Here is a 16402-nt window from a genome sequence, read left to right as displayed (position 1 = left end):
AGCAAGAGACGGCTTCCGTTTGCGCTTCACTGCCCATCTTTTCTCAACATGTCATCATCCTATATTGGGCGTTTCGCCCCATCCCCCTCCGGCGATCTGCATTTTGGCTCCCTGATTGCGGCCTTAGGCAGTTATCTACAGGCGCGCGCGCAGCACGGCGCCTGGCGAGTACGTATCGAAGATATTGACCCGCCGCGTGAAGTGCCCGGTGCGGCAGCGCGTATCCTGCAACAGCTGGAAGACCACGGTCTGCAATGGGACGGCGAAGTACTGTGGCAGTCGCAGCGCCATGAGGCTTACCGCGCAGCGCTTGACCATCTTCAGCAGCAGGGGCTGAGCTACTACTGCACCTGTAGCCGCAGGCGCATTCAGCAATGCGAAGGGCTGTATGACAGCCACTGCCGAAATCTGCACCACGGCTCTGAACATGCCGCTATACGTCTGAAAGTGGACTACCCGGTACTGTCCTTTCACGACAGGCTGCGCGGCTGCATCCAGGCGGAGGCGAAACTGGCGCAGGAAGACTTTATTATTCATCGCCGGGATGGGCTGTTTGCGTACAATCTGGCGGTGGTGGTGGACGATCGCTTTCAGGGCATCACCGAGGTGGTACGCGGCGCGGATTTGATTGAGCCAACGGTGCGGCAAATCACGTTATTTCAGCAGTTTGGCTGGCCTGCCCCGCGCTATTTACATCTGCCGCTGGCGATCAATCACGATGGCAATAAGCTTTCCAAGCAGAATCATGCGCCGCCATTGCCGGCGGGCGATCCGCGTCCGTCACTGGTGCAGGCTCTGCGTTTTCTCGGCCAGACGGTGAACGATGACTGGCGGGATATCACCGTCGCCACGTTGCTAAAACAGGCAACGAGCGGTTGGAAGCAGGCTTATATTCCCAGAAACGATGCCATGCTGACGCATACGGCGACTTCGGCATTCTCAAACGGTTCACTCTGAGCTATGATTAGCCGCTATTTTTATCGATTAGATTTTTTTGTCACTATCGAGGTGTCCCATTTTTACCCGAGTTGCTAATTTTTGCCGGAAAGTCCTCAGTCGCGAAGAAGTGGCTCCCGCTGAGATCGCACAGGTGCGTCAGATGGCGATCGTCCCACGCGACGCTCATAACATCTCGCGCAAGGACATCAGTGAAAATGCCCTCAAGGTGCTGTATCGCCTGAATAAGGCCGGATATGAAGCCTACCTGGTTGGCGGCGGCGTGCGCGATTTGCTGCTGGGTACAAAGCCGAAAGACTTCGATGTGACCACCAATGCCACGCCGGATCAGATGCGTAAGCTGTTCCGCAACTGCCGTCTGGTCGGTCGCCGTTTCCGCCTTGCCCATGTGATGTTTGGCCCGGAAATTATCGAGGTTGCCACCTTCCGTGGGCACCACGAAGCCGAACAGCAGGTGGTTGAAGACCGTAACAGCTCACAGCGTGACCAAAATGGCATGCTGCTGCGCGACAATATTTTTGGCTCGATTGAAGATGATGCGCAGCGCCGCGATCTGACGATTAACAGTCTTTATTACAACGTTGCCGATTTCACGGTGCGTGATTATGTCGGTGGGCTGAGCGATTTGCAGCAGGGCATCATCCGTATGATTGGTGACCCGGAAACCCGCTACCGCGAAGATCCGGTGCGCATGCTACGCGTGGTGCGCTTTGCCGCCAAACTGGATATGAGCATCGCCGCTGAGACCGCTGAACCGATCCCGCGCCTGGCCACCTTGCTGCACGATATCCCCCCGGCGCGCCTGTTCGAAGAGACGCTGAAGCTGCTACAGGCCGGTTATGGGCACAGCACTTATCTTAAGCTGCTGGAATACCAGCTGTTCCAGCCGCTGTTCCCGATTATCACCCGCTGCTTCACCGAACAGGGTGACAGCAATATGGAGCGGATGATCCTGCTGGTACTGAAAAATACCGATACGCGCATCCATAATCAGATGCGCGTTAATCCGGCCTTCCTGTTTGCCGCGATGTTCTGGTATCCCCAGCTGGAAATGGCACAGAAAATTGCTCAGGAGAGCGGCCTCGCCTATTACGACGCCTTCGCGCTGGCGATGAATGAGGTGCTGGATGAAACCTGCCGCTCACTGGCTGTCCCCAAACGTATTACCACGCTGGTGCGCGATATTTGGCAGCTGCAGCTGCGCCTGTCACGCCGCCACGGTAAACGCGCGTGGAAGCTGATGGAACATCCTAAGTTCCGTGCCGCCTACGATCTGCTGGCGCTGCGCGCCGAAGTGGAAAATAACCATGAGTTGCAGCGTCTGACCACCTGGTGGAGCGAGTTCCAGGTTTCCGCACCGCCGCAGCAGAAGACGATGATGAACACCCTCGGGGACGATCCGATTCCGCGCCATCGCACCCGCCGTCCACGCAAACGCGCCCCCGGCAACGCACGTCGCGATAGCAGCAACAGCAATCGCCAGCAATGACCCGCGTTTATCTGGCGCTGGGCAGTAATCTGGCCGACCCGCTGCATCAGGTGCAATCCGCGCTTGATGCGCTGGCGGCTATCCCTGATTGTCAGCTGGTGGCTACCTCTTCTCTGTACCGCACGCCACCTTATGGTCCCCCGGACCAGCCCGATTTCCTCAACGCGGCGGTGGCGCTCGATACCCGGCTTGATGCTGAAACACTGCTCGACCATACCCAACGTATTGAGCGGGAACAGGGGCGCGTACGCAAGGCGCACCGCTGGGGACCACGCACGCTTGACCTTGATATGATGCTGTTCGGCGATCGGACGCTAAACACGCCTCGCCTGACGGTGCCGCATTACGATATGCATAACCGTGCCTTTATGCTGGTGCCGCTGCTGGAGATCGCGCCCGCACTCTGCCTGCCGAACGGCAGGCAGCTGGCTAATATATTGGCTACCCTCGACAGCAGTGCCATTCGCCCCTGGTGAGCAGCTTGTCCATCGGCTATGCACCCCAATTTCATTGCTTTAAAATACGCCAAACAGAAGATTCGTGATGAGGATATAATGAAACCGACTACCGTCTCGACGTTACGCCAGTGGAAGCAGCAGGGGCATAAATTCGCCACCCTCACCGCTTATGATTTCAGCTTTGCCCGCCTGTTTGCCGACGAAGGCATTCAGGTGCTGCTGGTCGGCGACTCGCTGGGCATGGTGGTACAGGGCCAGCAGTCGACGCTGCCGGTGACCGTTGCCGATATTGTTTACCATACCCAGGCGGTGCGCCGTGGGGCGCCCGCAGCGCTGCTGCTCGCCGATCTGCCGTTTATGAGCTACGCCACGCCGGAGCAAACCTTTGACAGCGCGGCGCAGCTGATGCGCGCCGGGGCGAATATGGTCAAACTGGAAGGCGGAAAATGGCTGGCGGAAACGGTTGAACAGCTTACCGAGCGTGCCGTTCCGGTCTGTGGCCATCTTGGCCTGACGCCGCAGTCGGTGAATATCTTTGGTGGTTACAAAGTGCAGGGGCGTGATGCTGAAGCCGCCGATCGCCTGTTGGAGGATGCGCTGGCGCTGGAAGCAGCAGGTATGCAGCTGCTGGTCCTGGAGTGCGTACCGGTGGCGCTGGCGAAACGCGTGACCGAAGCGCTGGCCGTGCCGGTTATCGGCATTGGTGCTGGTAATGCCACCGACGGTCAGATCCTGGTGATGCACGACGCCTTTGGAATTACCGGCGGCCATATTCCTAAGTTTGCCAAAAACTTCCTCGCCGAAACCGGAGACATTCGTGCCGCCGTGCGTCAGTATGTGGCAGAAGTCGAAGCCGGTCGCTACCCGGCTGAACAACACAGCTTTCAGTAACCAAGGAGCAACAGCGTGCTGATAATTGAAACCCTGCCGATGCTGCGCCGTGAAGTGCGGCGCTGGCGCCAGGACGGCAAACGTATTGCGCTGGTCCCTACCATGGGCAACCTGCATGACGGGCATATGACGCTGGTCGATGAAGCGCGTGAGCGTGCGGATATTGTGATCGTGTCGATCTTTGTTAATCCGATGCAGTTTGAACGTGCTGAAGATTTGGCGCACTACCCGCGTACCCTGCAGGAAGACTGCGAGCAGCTGAACCGCCGTGGCGTTGATCTGGTGTTCTCCCCGGCTCCCGCTGATATCTACCCTCACGGGCTGGATGGACAGACCTTCGTTGATGTTCCCGGCCTGTCCACCCTGTTAGAAGGTGCCAGTCGCCCCGGTCATTTTCGCGGCGTATCCACCCTCGTCAGCAAGTTGTTTAACCTGGTGCAGCCGGATCTCGCCTGTTTCGGTGAAAAAGATTACCAGCAGCTGGCGCTGATCCGCAAAATGGTGGCGGATATGGACTACGATATTGAGATTGTCGGCGTGCCCACCGTACGTGCCAAAGATGGCCTGGCGCTCAGTTCGCGCAACGGTTATCTGACGGCGGACGAGCGTAAAATCGCCCCCGGGCTAAGTAACGTGATGCAGCAAATCGCTGAACGGCTCGGTCAGGGAGAGCGCCATATTGAAGAGATGATCGCTAATGCCGAAAGCGCGCTGGCTGAAAAGGGCTTACGGGCCGATGGCTTGGCGATAGTCGATGCCGACACGCTGCTGCCGCTGAATGTCGACAGCCAGCGGGCGGTGATTTTAATGGCGGCATGGCTCGGTAAAGCACGCCTGATTGATAATCAGCAGGTTGATCTCACGCAGTAGACAGCAGCGCCTGTTCAGATAATACTGGCGTCCGTTTTTGAATTGATTGCAGAGTAATGAATGATGAATCGTACTATGTTGCAGGGCAAACTCCACCGGGTGAAAGTCACCCAGGCAGACCTGAATTACGAAGGCTCCTGCGCCATCGACCAGGATTTTCTCGACGCTTGTGGCATCCTGCAATATGAAGCTATCGATATTTATAACGTCAATAACGGCCAGCGCTTCTCTACCTACGCCATCGCCGCTGAACGTGGTTCAAAAATCATCTCGGTGAACGGCGCGGCAGCGCGCTGTGCCTGTGTGGGCGACCTGCTGATTATCTGTTCTTACGTGCAGATGCCGGACGAGCAGGCGCGGGAATGGCAGCCTGAAGTGGCCTATTTCGAAGGTGACAACCAAATGAAGCGCGTGGCGAAGGCGGTACCGGTTCAGGTCGCGTAGTTTAGCGCGGCAGGTTTGCTGCCAGACAGGGGCCGTACGGTGATGCCGTTCGGCCCTTTTTCATATCATCAGGTGCGCAGCCCGCTTCCGCGCTGGATCAAAAACCATACCAGCACATAAAACACCAGGATAAACACCACCAGTACGCCGAGGGTAAACGCCAGCGGCACATCGTTTATTCCAAGAAATCCGTAACGGAAGCCGCTGATCATGTAGACGATCGGGTTCAGCTTCGACACCATCTGCCATACCGGTGGCAGCAGCGTCAGCGAGTAAAACACGCCGCCAAGATAGGTTAGCGGCGTCAACACAAAGGTCGGGATCAGGCTGATATCATCAAAGGTGCGGGCAAACACCGCGTTCAGCAGGCCCGCCAGCGAGAACAGTATCGCCGTCAGCAGCAGCGTGACCGCCACCATCAGCCAGGAGTGAACGTGAAACGGCACGAAAAACAGCGAGATGGCCGTAACCAGTACGCCCACGCAGATCCCACGCGCCACGCCGCCGCCAACATAGCCGGCAATGATCACATGCGTTGGCACCGGAGCCACCAGCAGCTCCTCGATGTTGCGCTGGAATTTGGCGCTGAAAAATGAAGAGACCACGTTGGCATAGGCGTTGGTGATCACCGCCATCATAATCAGGCCCGGCACGATAAACTGCATATAGCTAAAGCCGTGCATTTCACCGATACGTGAACCGATCAGATTGCCAAAAATAATGAAATAGAGCGTCATGGTGATAACCGGCGGCACCAGCGTCTGGATCCAGATACGTGCAAAACGGTCAACCTCTTTACCCCAGATACTCTTCAGGGCCACCCAGTACAAATGTGTCATGCTTTGTCTCCACTGCGACCGTTTACCAGGTCAACGAACAGCTCCTCAAGGCGGTTTGCCTTGTTGCGCATACTTAAAACCTGCACGCCCTGGTGGCTTAACTGGCTGAATACGCTGTTCAACCCCTGCTCGCGCAGCACTTCCACTTCCAGGGTTGAGGTATCGGTCAGGCGATACTGGAAACCTTCCAGCTGCGGCAGCGGGCTTTTCGCCGCTAAATCCAAAATAAAGGTTTCCGATTTCTGCTTAGCCAGCAGCGCCTTCATCGAGGTATTTTCTACTAATTCACCGTGCTGGATGATGCCGATATTGCGGCACAGCATTTCAGCTTCTTCCAGATAGTGCGTGGTCATAATGATGGTGGTTCCTTGCGCATTTAACTGCTGCAGAAAGGTCCACATCGAGCGACGCAGCTCAATATCAACCCCGGCGGTCGGTTCATCCAGGATCAGCAGCTTCGGTTCATGCATCAGGGCGCGGGCGATCATCAGGCGGCGTTTCATGCCGCCCGACAGCATACGCGCTCGCTCGTTACGTTTGCCCCACAGATCCAGCTGCGTCAGGTATTTTTCTGCCCGTTTCAGCGCGACCGTTTTTTCCACGCCGTATAACCCGGCCTGGCTAACCACAATCTGCAATACCGTTTCAAACTGGTTAAAGTTGAACTCCTGCGGCACCAGCCCCAGCTGCCGTTTCGCGTTAACCACGTCCTTTTGCAGGTCATAGCCGAACACCCGCACCTTACCTGCGGTTTTATTCACCAGCGAGCTGATAATGCCAATGGTGGTCGATTTACCCGCGCCGTTGGGGCCGAGCAGAGCATAGAAGTCGCCGGCTTCGACGGCAAGGTCGATGCCCCGTAGCGCCTGAACCCCGCCCTGATAGGTTTTGGTCAGCTTTTCAAGTTCCAGTGCATAAGTCATAAGTTAAAAAGTGCCCTGTTATGTATCCGCGACATTTTCAGCGGCTTTTGCCTTAGCAACGGTGATTGATCTCAATTATTGACTGTAGTCAGTTTATCGGGATTCAGCACCTGCCACTTTTATGCCACTCAAATTATTACCGCTATCGGTTTCTTGTTAGTCGTTTTCAATTACGCTGCGCTGGCCTATATTACTGCCACGCATTTTGAGCTATTGGTCGCCCCCATAATGAAAGACATTAATACCCTTATACGCAACAATCGCCGGTGGTCCAGGCTGCTCAAAGAGGAAGATCCCGGCTTTTTCGAGCGCCTCTCTCTGGCGCAAAAACCCCGTTTTCTCTGGATTGGCTGTTCAGACAGCCGCGTACCCGCCGAGCGTCTGACCGGGCTGGAGCCGGGCGAACTGTTCGTTCACCGCAACGTCGCCAACCTGGTTGTCCACACTGATTTAAACTGCCTTTCAGTGGTGCAGTACGCGGTCGAAGTGCTGGAAGTGGAACACATTATTATCTGCGGTCACTACGGCTGCGGCGGCGTTCAGGCCGCGCTGGAAAACCCGGAATTGGGCCTGATTGACAACTGGCTGCTGCATATCCGCGATCTCTGGTACAAGCATAGCGCGCTGTTGGGAGAACTGCCGCCAGAGAAACGCGTCGATAAGCTGTGTGAAATTAATGTTATTGAGCAAGTCTATAATCTGGGTCACTCCACCATTATGCAGTCAGCTTGGAAGCGTGGTCAGAACGTCAACATTCATGGCTGGGTGTACGGCATTCAGGACGGGTATCTGCGCGACCTGGAAGTCACGGCCACCAACCGCGAAATACTGGAACAGCGTTACCGCCAGGGCATTGCCAATCTGCTCAACGATCCCGATCTCAACCCGTAAGACCGCCGGTTCCCCGGGCGTTTGCCACCGCCGCAGATGATATAACAGGCCGGAAGCTCCGGCCTTGGTTGATTGTGCTGTTGCACAGGCTTGCGGGAATTATTCGTCCAGCAACACCACTTTGCCGACGTACGGCAAATGGCGATAGCGCTGGGCGTAATCAATACCGTAACCGACGACGAATTCGTCAGGGATGGCAAAGCCAACATACTCTACCGGCACAGCCACTTCGCGCCTTGAAGGTTTATCCAGCAGGGTACAAATCGCCATCGATTTCGGTCCGCGCAGGCTAAGGATCTCACGCACTTTGCTCAGCGTATTACCTGAATCAATAATATCCTCAACGATCAGCACATCCTTATCGCGAATATCTTCATCCAAATCTTTGAGGATTTTGACATCGCGGTTGCTGGTGGTGCCATTGCCGTAGCTTGAAGCGGTCATAAAATCGACTTCGTGTGAAACATCAATAGCGCGGCAAAGATCCGCCATAAACATAAACGAGCCACGCAGCAGGCCAACCAGCACCATATCACTGCCGCTGTTGCGGTAATGTTCGCTGATTTGCTTGCCCAGCTCGGTAATTCGGGAGGCGATCTCCGCTTCGGAGATCATAACTTCAACAGTGTGTTTCATAAGTAGCAGTTCGTCGATTGCTCAAGGAAAGCGAGGAAGTTTATCACACTTAGCGGCCTTTACCCCCATCGTTGCGCAACGCAGCAGATCCATGCACCATGACAGACATGCAGACTGCTATATGTAAATTCATCCATATTTCATATCGAAAATTGTTTTAACCTTAGAGTAATTATTCATTTACCGCCGTACCTGGCCACATGTTAGCCTGGCAGCCATAATGATAAAATACCCCGCTATGGCAGGAGATCAGATGTCTTCCTCACATTCAAAAAAAACCCATATTGGCCAGCGCGAACTTCAGCCTGAAACCCAGATGCTGAATTACGGCTATGACCCGGCGTTATCCGAAGGCGCGGTTAAACCGCCGGTATTTCTGACTTCAACTTTCGTATTCAACAGTGCTGAAGAAGGGCGCGATTTCTTTGACTATGTGTCCGGAAGACGTGAACCGCCTGCCGGAGAGGGCAACGGGCTGGTCTATTCGCGTTTTAATCATCCCAACAGCGAAATTGTTGAGGACCGGCTGGCTATCTATGAACGCAGCGAAAGCGCGGCGCTGTTCTCGTCCGGCATGTCCGCTATCGCCACTACGTTATTAACTTTTGTCCGGCCCGGTGACGCCATCCTGCATTCGCAGCCGCTGTACGGGGGTAGCGAGACGCTGCTCGGTAAAACCTTCGGCAACCTCGGCGTTGCCGCCGTCGGCTTTGCCGACGGAATCGATGAAGCTTCAGTGCAGGCTGCGGCAGATAAAGCGCTGGCAAAGGGGCGCGTATCGGCGATCCTGATTGAGTCCCCTGCTAATCCGACCAACAGCCTGGTGGATATCGCCTTAATGAAGCGCGTGGCCGATCGTATTGAACGGCAGCAGCAGCACCGTCCGGTGATCGCCTGCGATAATACCCTGCTCGGCCCGCTATTCTCTCGCCCGCTGGAACACGGCGCGGATATCTCGCTCTACTCGCTGACCAAGTATGTGGGTGGCCACTCGGATCTGATTGCCGGGGCGGCGATGGGCAATCAGGCGTTGATCCGTCAGGTGAAGGCACTGCGCAGCGCTATCGGTACGCAGCTCGACCCGCACTCCAGCTGGATGATTGGACGCTCGCTGGAAACCCTGGCGCTGCGCATGGAGCGCGCTGGCGACAATGCTGCTGCGGTGGCGGAGTTCCTGCGTAGCCATCCTCAGGTCGAACAGATCCACTATCTGCCGTTCCTCTGTCCAGACTCTGCGGCAGGTAAAATTTACAGCGCCCAGTGCAGCGGTGCCGGGTCGACTTTTTCTTTTGATATCTGCGGCGGTCAGGATGCAGCATTCCGCTTCCTCAACGGCCTGCAGCTTTTTAAGCTGGCCGTCAGTCTGGGTGGCACCGAGTCCCTTGCCAGCCACCCCGCCAGCACGACCCATTCGGGGGTAGATGCGGCGGTGCGTGAACGAATTGGTATTAAAGCCTCCACCATTCGTTTGTCGATTGGCATTGAGAATAAGGATGATTTAATCGAGGATCTGCGGCTGGCGCTGAATAAGTAAGGGCGATGGGCAAATCTTTCGTCGTCGGGCGCTACCCTCACCAGCAAAAGTGCAGCAGGCATTAACACGACCGGCAAATCCGGGCTCAGAGACGCCCGGCGGATAGCCATATCCGCCGGGTTGCACGCCAATCGAGTGAAGAAGCTGCATTTATCGCATAGTTTGTCAGGCTTATTTTCTTCAATGGGCCATTTGCTCCTTTAGCGGGCGACTGGCGCATCGTTCGCTTGCGTGTAAGCTGGTGAGTGCATATTTTGGCTCAAGCCTGTTATACCAGACCCTTCTCAATTGAAATTTTCTTTTCCGTTAAAAATTTATTGAGACACGGAAAACCCCTCTCCAGAGAGACTATTTCTGCGTGGGCTTAACAAGAACTTGAGATCCCTGTAGAACGGCCTGCCCAGTAGAAAGAAATGAGAAATATTCTTGCAACCTACTTTAGACAAGGCTGATAATTTATGAGCACTGACTGTTTTTTGACAAATATTTAGCTGCATACTAATTTCATCTTCTTTACCGCCCCTGAAAAGCTCAAGAATAATATTCATTTCCCTGTTTGTCAGGCCACGTTTCTTTGCAAAAGCAGGGCACCACCTGGCAGAATTCCTTCTGATTTTATTTGCAGACAATTCTGAGAAAAATGACAGACTCAACTTCCTGTCAACTTTGCATAAACCGGGATAAAGCATGTCTGTTATGACCTCCTGGAAGATATTTGACGTCAGCATAACCACATCTTCAGGTTTTTTATTTTTTATCATTTTTTCATAAAAAGACGTTTCATTGCTTGGTTTGAAAAAAGCCCATGAGAGCATATCTACTACTACCAGTGCATCTGCACTGACGCTTTCATCCATGAACCTGTCAAACCCCAGAGCTGTTATTGCCAAATTACTCATGCTGGCGGACTTAATGCCTAAATAAAAATAGCGATCGTCCGTTACTAAAACGACCTTTTTTCGCGAAGACAACTTTTGAGTGTAAATATTCATGACTCCCTCTCAAATACCAATTTGTATCATTCCCTTACGACCCATATCAAAACCTAAAAACAGATCAATTTCAATACCATAGATCCAACTCAATCGGGCTGCACAAGTAGGTTGAATCATTCAAATTTAAATTTATGTTAATGTCCCCCCCTGATTTACTGGAAAGGATATCTGTAAATGTTAGGAATTATATCAATACTTATTCTGCTTTTTGTTAGCGTATTTAGTTTAACTTTGCATTTCATTCAAATCAAAAAACGGCAATTGCACTACCGGCGAAGCTACTATCGAAGAAAAAGAAGAAAAAAAAATGGCCAACTCCAAGTGAAAATTCCGGAAATTATTGATCGAAAAAATCTAAAAACAACCTCAACACCGAAATGATGAGCACAAAATATATATAAGATTATTCTTAATGAGTTGTAAAAAAACCGTGAAAAAACCCGCGATAAAAATGCTCAAATTAAGAACTTTAACCGGGGGTTTTTCTTATTTACATTCAGCTGATTTAACTGCCGTGAAACAACCGTCTTAATAATTTCCGCATACAACGGCGGTGAGACTGCACTGCACAGGTAAGGTCAGGCGCACCGATGGAACAGCTGGCGCTGCCAGAGATGCGCCACGGATAACATATTTTCTGCCTGTCAGCATAATGTGCATTTAACGAGAAGCCCGTGGTGCATAGCATACACTCAGGCAAGGGAATGGGTTATTGAATCCTTAATAAGCTGCCTGTGCGGCAGTGAACTGCAAAAACCCCCCGAAATCTGTTCGCGACTTTTTCTAAGCTGCCTGTACGGCAGTGAACGCTGTAGTCCACGCTATTTACCCCCTCTAGCTTTTCTAAGCTGCCTGTACGGCAGTGAACACAGGGCTGGGCGCTGAGGTGGTGCCGGGACTTTTCTAAGCTGCCTGTACGGCAGTGAAGGGTTTATTCCGGGCTTCGCTGTCAGTGATGGTTTTCTAAGCTGCCTGTACGGCAGTGAACAGCACGGCGAGTTTGAGCAGCGGCAGCGCCGATTTCTAAGCTGCCTGTACGGCAGTGAACCGTTAGTAAAGCAGACTAACTCGCTATAAAACAAGTTAAAAACCTAAAATGCGCAGTAAAACCCTTTTTTAAACCGCTATGCTAACGCCACCTGAAATCAACAGGTTAGCGTTAGCCGAAAAAAAAGGGTCAAAACCAGGGGATGGTAGCAGCGGCGCTTAACCCATAGGAACTAAAGCTGCCATCGCTGGGGGCAGATACCAGCGAGCCATGTTCAATAAACAGCCGCCAGGCCTGACCATTAGAACCACTCTTTATCTGCAAAAACGGCAAATTACTGCGCTGCTCGTTGAGTACGCTGATTCGCTCTGCGGCTTCCTGTTCGCTTAGCCAGCCTTTATTTACCGAACGGCGGCGCAGGCGTTCAGCGCTACTTTTCACCTGGACGCGCCGGACGGTGCGCCACGCCGCCCCCTTCGGAACCGGGGCGATATCGCTACAGGCGATATAATCCCTAAGACACTTATTCCAGCCGCTTTGCTGTAGTGCGCTTAAATCATCCAGCGTGCCGTGCAGCCGGATGCGGTCGCCCAGCGTCCGCTTTACATTGGGGAAGCTGATACCGATACGGCCATTCGCCGCCCGCATCAGTACCTGATGCAGATGCATAAATACCTGTGCCAGCAGCACCGCTTCACCGTTCTCCTCATCCACCCGCACGCGAATATCCTGATAATGATCCATAAAGCCCCCTACTCGCTTTTCTCACCGAATACGCCACCACGGATCAAAATAGCCATCACGTAGTGCTGCTGCTCCGTATCCGGTTCTTTATCTTTGGTCACCCAGTTATCCAGCAGGTTATAAAAATCCATTTTCTTTATCGGCTGACGGTAAGCGATGCCCCGGCTGGTCACCGAGCCATAAGGTTCAACGGAGATCGGCCCTTCATCCAGTTCATCCGCGTCCGGATACCAGCTATCGATGGTGCGCAGCGCATTGCCAATTTTCTGCGAGTGGATGGCCGCCGTGCCGTCAATCTGGTAGAGAAGCTTGCTTTTTTTACTGTTGCCATCCAGCACCAGCTCCTGCGAAGGGAAGACCTCCTGACCGTTGCCGAGATACACCCGGGCCTCAACGTTAAACAGCGCAAAGCTGTTACCGCTCAGCCCCTGTTCAATCGCCTGTGCCAGCTCCAGTAAATCTCCCTGTGGCTGACTGAATGCCTGCAGACTGTAGTCATAGCTGTCAAACTGCCAGCATTTTTCGCCGCTGGTCACCTGCACCGCAATTCGCCCGGCACCCAGGCGGTTGCGCCATAAGAAGCGCCCGTTAGCGATGTTTTCAGCGTAGCGCGCGGCCAGCGTGCTGAAGCCGTGCCGGGCAATATAGCCGTCAATCACCGCAGCCAGCGCTGCCTGGTACGCCCTGTCGTTACATACCGCCGGTGTGGCAAGGCCGCTCAGCACCCGCAGGGTAAAGCAGACTTTTAAGCTGTCGCAGTTATAAGGCAGCGCGGCCACATCAACCCTCTGAAGATTCGGTTTTTGGATCTCCGCATCCAGTTTTAGCGGATCGCTGGCGATGGCGTTTTTCAGGCGGTTGGAGATGGTGCCGCGCACCGCTTTCTCCTGAATTTTTATCGGCGTCCAGTTTTGCTCGTCCTGCCATTTGCCAGCCAGCATAATGGCATCAGAGTTAGATAACTTGCGCTCGAAGGCCAGCACGGAGGCGGTTTTAATAGCTGATTTAGCCATGATTATTTCCTTATAAAGTCAAATTAGTTGTAGTTGATGTCATCATCTTCATCGTCGTCAGGATAATCCTGGTCGCACGCTGTTTCTTCGCTGCGGCACAGGTAATACTCGTCCTGATGGTGATAGCGCCACAGCAGATGGCGTAAATCATCAATGCGGTGCAGCCCGCGCCACTCGCCCACGCCGTACACGGCCTCGGTAAAACGAAACGGCGTTTCGTTATCCCGGCTGTTGGCCACCTCTCCCGGCGGACAGAGCGGCGAGATGGCGCGATAGCCGGTCATCAGCGGCACCAGATAGCCGGTGCCGGGTTTCGGCTGGTATTGCCACTGCACGTTGCCGTCCGCTGGCGTGGCCCCGTCATCCGCCTGCATTTTTAAGGCGGCAAAATCAAGCCAGGTATCCAGCATCTCCGCCTGCGGCGGCTGGCTATGATGTGCCGCCAGCAGCGCGGAGCGATCCAGCAAGGCGAAACCGGGCAGCAGGCGGCGCATTATTCTGCGCGTCTCACCGTCATCCTGCGGCCAGCCGCTTATCTGCACCTGGCCGACCGAGGTGACCGTACCGCCAGCCAGCCGGAAACGCTGGCACAGATTAGCCAGCGTTTGCATCAGCTCTGCTGCCCCCTGTTCGCCACCGACAATGCTGCCGTGGCACTCCACCAGCAGCGAAACCGTCATATGCATCCGCCCCTCTTCATTAAAGGCGGCGATTTTTGCTTCTTTGGTCAATGGATTACGGGTGAGGGCAAACCAGTAGTCTTGCCCTGATGTATAGGCATGCACCTGCTGCTGATGGCAAATCACCCCGCAGCCGGACAGGGTGATATTGTGGCTCTGCTGTAGCTTGCGCGATAAGGCATGGGTAAAGCCGAGGAAATGAGTGATGGCCGGAAAGCCCCAGGTCAGGCCGGCAATGGCATTGGCGTTTTCCACCCGCAGATGGCGTAAGACAATCAGCGCGCTCATGACAGATCCTCCGCAAGGTCTTTTTCCAGCTCGCGCAGCCGCTGCTTAAACAGCGGAGCGGTGGAGAAGTGGCGGCGTTCCGTCTCGCCCATATTCAGCTTGTCACTGTGTAAATGACGGCTTAGCCAGTGGCCGAAATCGCGCGCCACTTCGTTTTTCCAGTCGCCGCCCTCACGCTCGAACTGAAATTCCGCATCATCCTGGCTGCGCCACGGGTCAAGCCACAGCTGCTGCGAACGTTTCAGTACGCAGTCAGGATGTGCGCTCCAGCCACGCAGATCCGTCTGGTTTTGCAACCCGGCCACATAGTTAAACAGGATATCGATAATCTCATCGGTCATCGCCAGGCGCTGCTGGCGAATGTCCAGCGTACTGTCCAGCGTTTTGACCCTGCGTAAAAAGTGCTTCAGTCGCTGAATAACCGGCCAGGACTGGCGGGAAAAGTCGTTGGAAAAGTTAAAGATCGATTTGTGCTGTGACGGCGGCTGACTCTGGGTTTGCCACACCGGCGGCGCACAGGGCAATAACCAGACTTTCCCGCCGCGCACGCTGTTTAAATAGGAAATATTCTGCGGCTTGGTGCCGCCAAACTGGGTGATGGCGGTGCCCGGATAAGCAACTACCGGGCCGTCATGCCAGCTTTTCGCCTTCAGGGCGGCTCGCGCCGTTTTGGCTTCTTCACTAAATTTGGCGCTGATAATACGTTGATTCAGGGCATGAGCCAGCGCGGAAGAGAACAGCGGGCTGAGCAGATGATACTGCCCGTCAGCAATGGGAAAGTAGATCTGTTTGGCCAGCTTATGGCTGGCCGGCTGGCGGTCAACCAGCACCTGCTTAAATCCATTGACCCAGCTGGCGCACAGTTCCGGGTTATCGGTCAGCGACTCCAGCGCGGAGTAGTCGCCGCGTTGCAGGCTGGCAATTAATGAGTTCCCTTCCACCTCAGTTTGCAGCAGTTTGGCAACGTCAAGAATTGCCGCGTTTCCAACGACATCAAGCGCCGGTTTTTGCAGGGCTGCGGTGGAGAGATACATTTCATGCTGGACACTGCTGCTGGCAAATATGCTGCTGCCGCGGGCATCGCTATGGGTAAATTTTGCCGCGTGGGTGACCAGGTTGATCTGCCCGGCGCGGCTGGCGGCATCGCTAAGCCAGGCCTGCGGCTGGTACTTTTGCTCCAGCTCGGCACGCTGCTGCTGAAGCTGCTGGCGCAGTACGCTGATTTGATCCTCTGACGCTAACGCGGCCAGTTTTTTCGCGCTCTCTTTATCGAAAGCTTCCAGCTTTGCCGTTTTCCGGGCGGCAATATAGCTGGTGATAAAAGACGCTAAGGTCTCTCGCAGCATATGGTCTCCTTTTATGTGCGGATTAAACTCCAAAATCGCTATAACTTTATGATATTTAAGTTAACGTTAATACTGAGAGAATCAACTCGCGAATTACACGCCAGTATTATGATAGCCAAACCTATAACGACCCAAAGTATATTTCTAAGCAGCGCACCCAAAACTTAACCCCTAAATATAAAATAACTATCCCACAAATATACCTCAGACTGAGACCCAGTGCCACCAGATTTGCTGAATTTTTACGCTCGGGGAATGGGAGCCAGAGATTCTGGCCCGACATGGTTAAAAATCTTGATAGCGGGAAAAGTTATGCTGTACTCTTGCCAGCACTGCTGAACAAGCAGCTTAGAAATAAATTTAAAATATCTATTTTTGCTTTTTCCACTGCCGTACAGGCAGAAATTATTGATTTT

At 53.9% G+C, this 16402-nt stretch carries 16 protein-coding genes and 1 CRISPR repeat array; of the genes, 8 read left to right on the top strand and 8 right to left on the bottom strand.

Annotation, left to right across the window (positions count from 1 at the left end):
- Window positions 1–48 precede the first annotated feature (48 nt).
- From gluQRS to panD, 6 genes are all read left to right on the top strand, one after another.
- Complete coding sequence (gluQRS, locus tag EPYR_RS04330) at window positions 49–957, top strand: tRNA glutamyl-Q(34) synthetase GluQRS (RefSeq protein WP_012667198.1); 909 nt, start codon at window positions 49–51, stop codon at window positions 955–957.
- A gap of 58 nt (window positions 958–1015) precedes the next feature.
- Window positions 1016–2446 carry a polynucleotide adenylyltransferase PcnB gene (gene pcnB, locus EPYR_RS04325; RefSeq protein WP_222838327.1) on the top strand — a complete coding sequence of 477 codons (1431 nt, stop codon included), beginning with the start codon at window positions 1016–1018 and terminating at the stop codon, window positions 2444–2446.
- Entirely contained in the window at window positions 2443–2922 is a 480-nt protein-coding gene (gene folK / locus EPYR_RS04320; RefSeq protein WP_012667196.1) for a 2-amino-4-hydroxy-6-hydroxymethyldihydropteridine diphosphokinase, read from the top strand. Before pcnB ends, folK begins: the two co-directional genes overlap by 4 nt.
- A gap of 78 nt (window positions 2923–3000) precedes the next feature.
- On the top strand, window positions 3001–3795 hold the full coding sequence (gene panB, locus EPYR_RS04315; RefSeq protein WP_012667195.1) for a 3-methyl-2-oxobutanoate hydroxymethyltransferase: 795 nt from the start codon (window positions 3001–3003) through the stop codon (window positions 3793–3795).
- Window positions 3796–3810: 15 nt separating this feature from the next.
- On the top strand, window positions 3811–4665 hold the full coding sequence (gene panC / locus EPYR_RS04310) for a pantoate--beta-alanine ligase (protein WP_012667194.1): 855 nt from the start codon (window positions 3811–3813) through the stop codon (window positions 4663–4665).
- Between the two features lie 63 nt (window positions 4666–4728).
- A complete protein-coding gene (panD, locus tag EPYR_RS04305; RefSeq protein ID WP_012667193.1) occupies window positions 4729–5109 on the top strand; it encodes an aspartate 1-decarboxylase in 381 nt (126 codons plus the stop codon).
- Between the two features lie 68 nt (window positions 5110–5177).
- On the opposite strand, the gene EPYR_RS04300 is transcribed toward panD, so the two are convergent.
- Both EPYR_RS04300 and EPYR_RS04295 read right to left on the bottom strand, forming a co-directional pair.
- Window positions 5178–5948, bottom strand: a complete 771-nt coding sequence (locus EPYR_RS04300) for an ABC transporter permease (protein WP_012667192.1) — start codon at window positions 5946–5948, stop codon at window positions 5178–5180.
- Complete coding sequence (locus EPYR_RS04295; protein WP_012667191.1) at window positions 5945–6871, bottom strand: ABC transporter ATP-binding protein; 927 nt, start codon at window positions 6869–6871, stop codon at window positions 5945–5947. Before EPYR_RS04295 ends, EPYR_RS04300 begins: the two co-directional genes overlap by 4 nt.
- 228 nt (window positions 6872–7099) lie before the next feature.
- Between EPYR_RS04295 and can the strand changes: the two genes are divergently transcribed.
- A complete protein-coding gene (gene can / locus EPYR_RS04290) occupies window positions 7100–7762 on the top strand; it encodes a carbonate dehydratase (RefSeq protein WP_041474092.1) in 663 nt (220 codons plus the stop codon).
- 99 nt (window positions 7763–7861) lie between these two features.
- On the opposite strand, the gene hpt is transcribed toward can, so the two are convergent.
- On the bottom strand, window positions 7862–8398 hold the full coding sequence (hpt, locus tag EPYR_RS04285) for a hypoxanthine phosphoribosyltransferase (protein ID WP_012667189.1): 537 nt from the start codon (window positions 8396–8398) through the stop codon (window positions 7862–7864).
- A 253-nt stretch (window positions 8399–8651) separates the two neighbouring features.
- Between hpt and EPYR_RS04280 the strand changes: the two genes are divergently transcribed.
- Window positions 8652–9932: a cystathionine gamma-synthase family protein gene (locus tag EPYR_RS04280; RefSeq protein ID WP_012667188.1), complete on the top strand. Its 1281-nt coding sequence runs from the start codon at window positions 8652–8654 to the stop codon at window positions 9930–9932.
- Between the two features lie 314 nt (window positions 9933–10246).
- On the opposite strand, the gene EPYR_RS04275 is transcribed toward EPYR_RS04280, so the two are convergent.
- From EPYR_RS04275 to csy1, 5 genes are all read right to left on the bottom strand, one after another.
- On the bottom strand, window positions 10247–10924 hold the full coding sequence (locus tag EPYR_RS04275) for a helix-turn-helix domain-containing protein (protein WP_012667187.1): 678 nt from the start codon (window positions 10922–10924) through the stop codon (window positions 10247–10249).
- A gap of 723 nt (window positions 10925–11647) precedes the next feature.
- Window positions 11648–11975: a CRISPR direct-repeat array (repeat unit 28 nt; unit sequence TTTCTAAGCTGCCTGTACGGCAGTGAAC).
- A 129-nt stretch (window positions 11976–12104) separates the two neighbouring features.
- A complete protein-coding gene (gene cas6f / locus EPYR_RS04270; protein ID WP_012667186.1) occupies window positions 12105–12659 on the bottom strand; it encodes a type I-F CRISPR-associated endoribonuclease Cas6/Csy4 in 555 nt (184 codons plus the stop codon).
- A gap of 8 nt (window positions 12660–12667) precedes the next feature.
- Window positions 12668–13672 (bottom strand): type I-F CRISPR-associated protein Csy3, encoded by a 1005-nt coding sequence (gene csy3, locus EPYR_RS04265; protein WP_012667185.1) that lies wholly within the window; start codon window positions 13670–13672, stop codon window positions 12668–12670.
- 23 nt (window positions 13673–13695) lie between these two features.
- Window positions 13696–14640: a type I-F CRISPR-associated protein Csy2 gene (csy2, locus tag EPYR_RS04260; RefSeq protein WP_012667184.1), complete on the bottom strand. Its 945-nt coding sequence runs from the start codon at window positions 14638–14640 to the stop codon at window positions 13696–13698.
- The gene (gene csy1 / locus EPYR_RS04255) at window positions 14637–15986 is read right to left on the bottom strand and encodes a type I-F CRISPR-associated protein Csy1 (protein ID WP_012667183.1); all 1350 of its coding nucleotides are present in this window, start codon (window positions 15984–15986) and stop codon (window positions 14637–14639) included. Before csy1 ends, csy2 begins: the two co-directional genes overlap by 4 nt.
- Window positions 15987–16402 lie beyond the last annotated feature (416 nt).

The organism is Erwinia pyrifoliae DSM 12163, assembly GCF_000026985.1.
In the GTDB taxonomy this organism is placed as follows: Bacteria; Pseudomonadota; Gammaproteobacteria; order Enterobacterales; family Enterobacteriaceae; genus Erwinia; species Erwinia pyrifoliae.
This window is presented reverse-complemented; position numbering and strand designations above follow the sequence as displayed.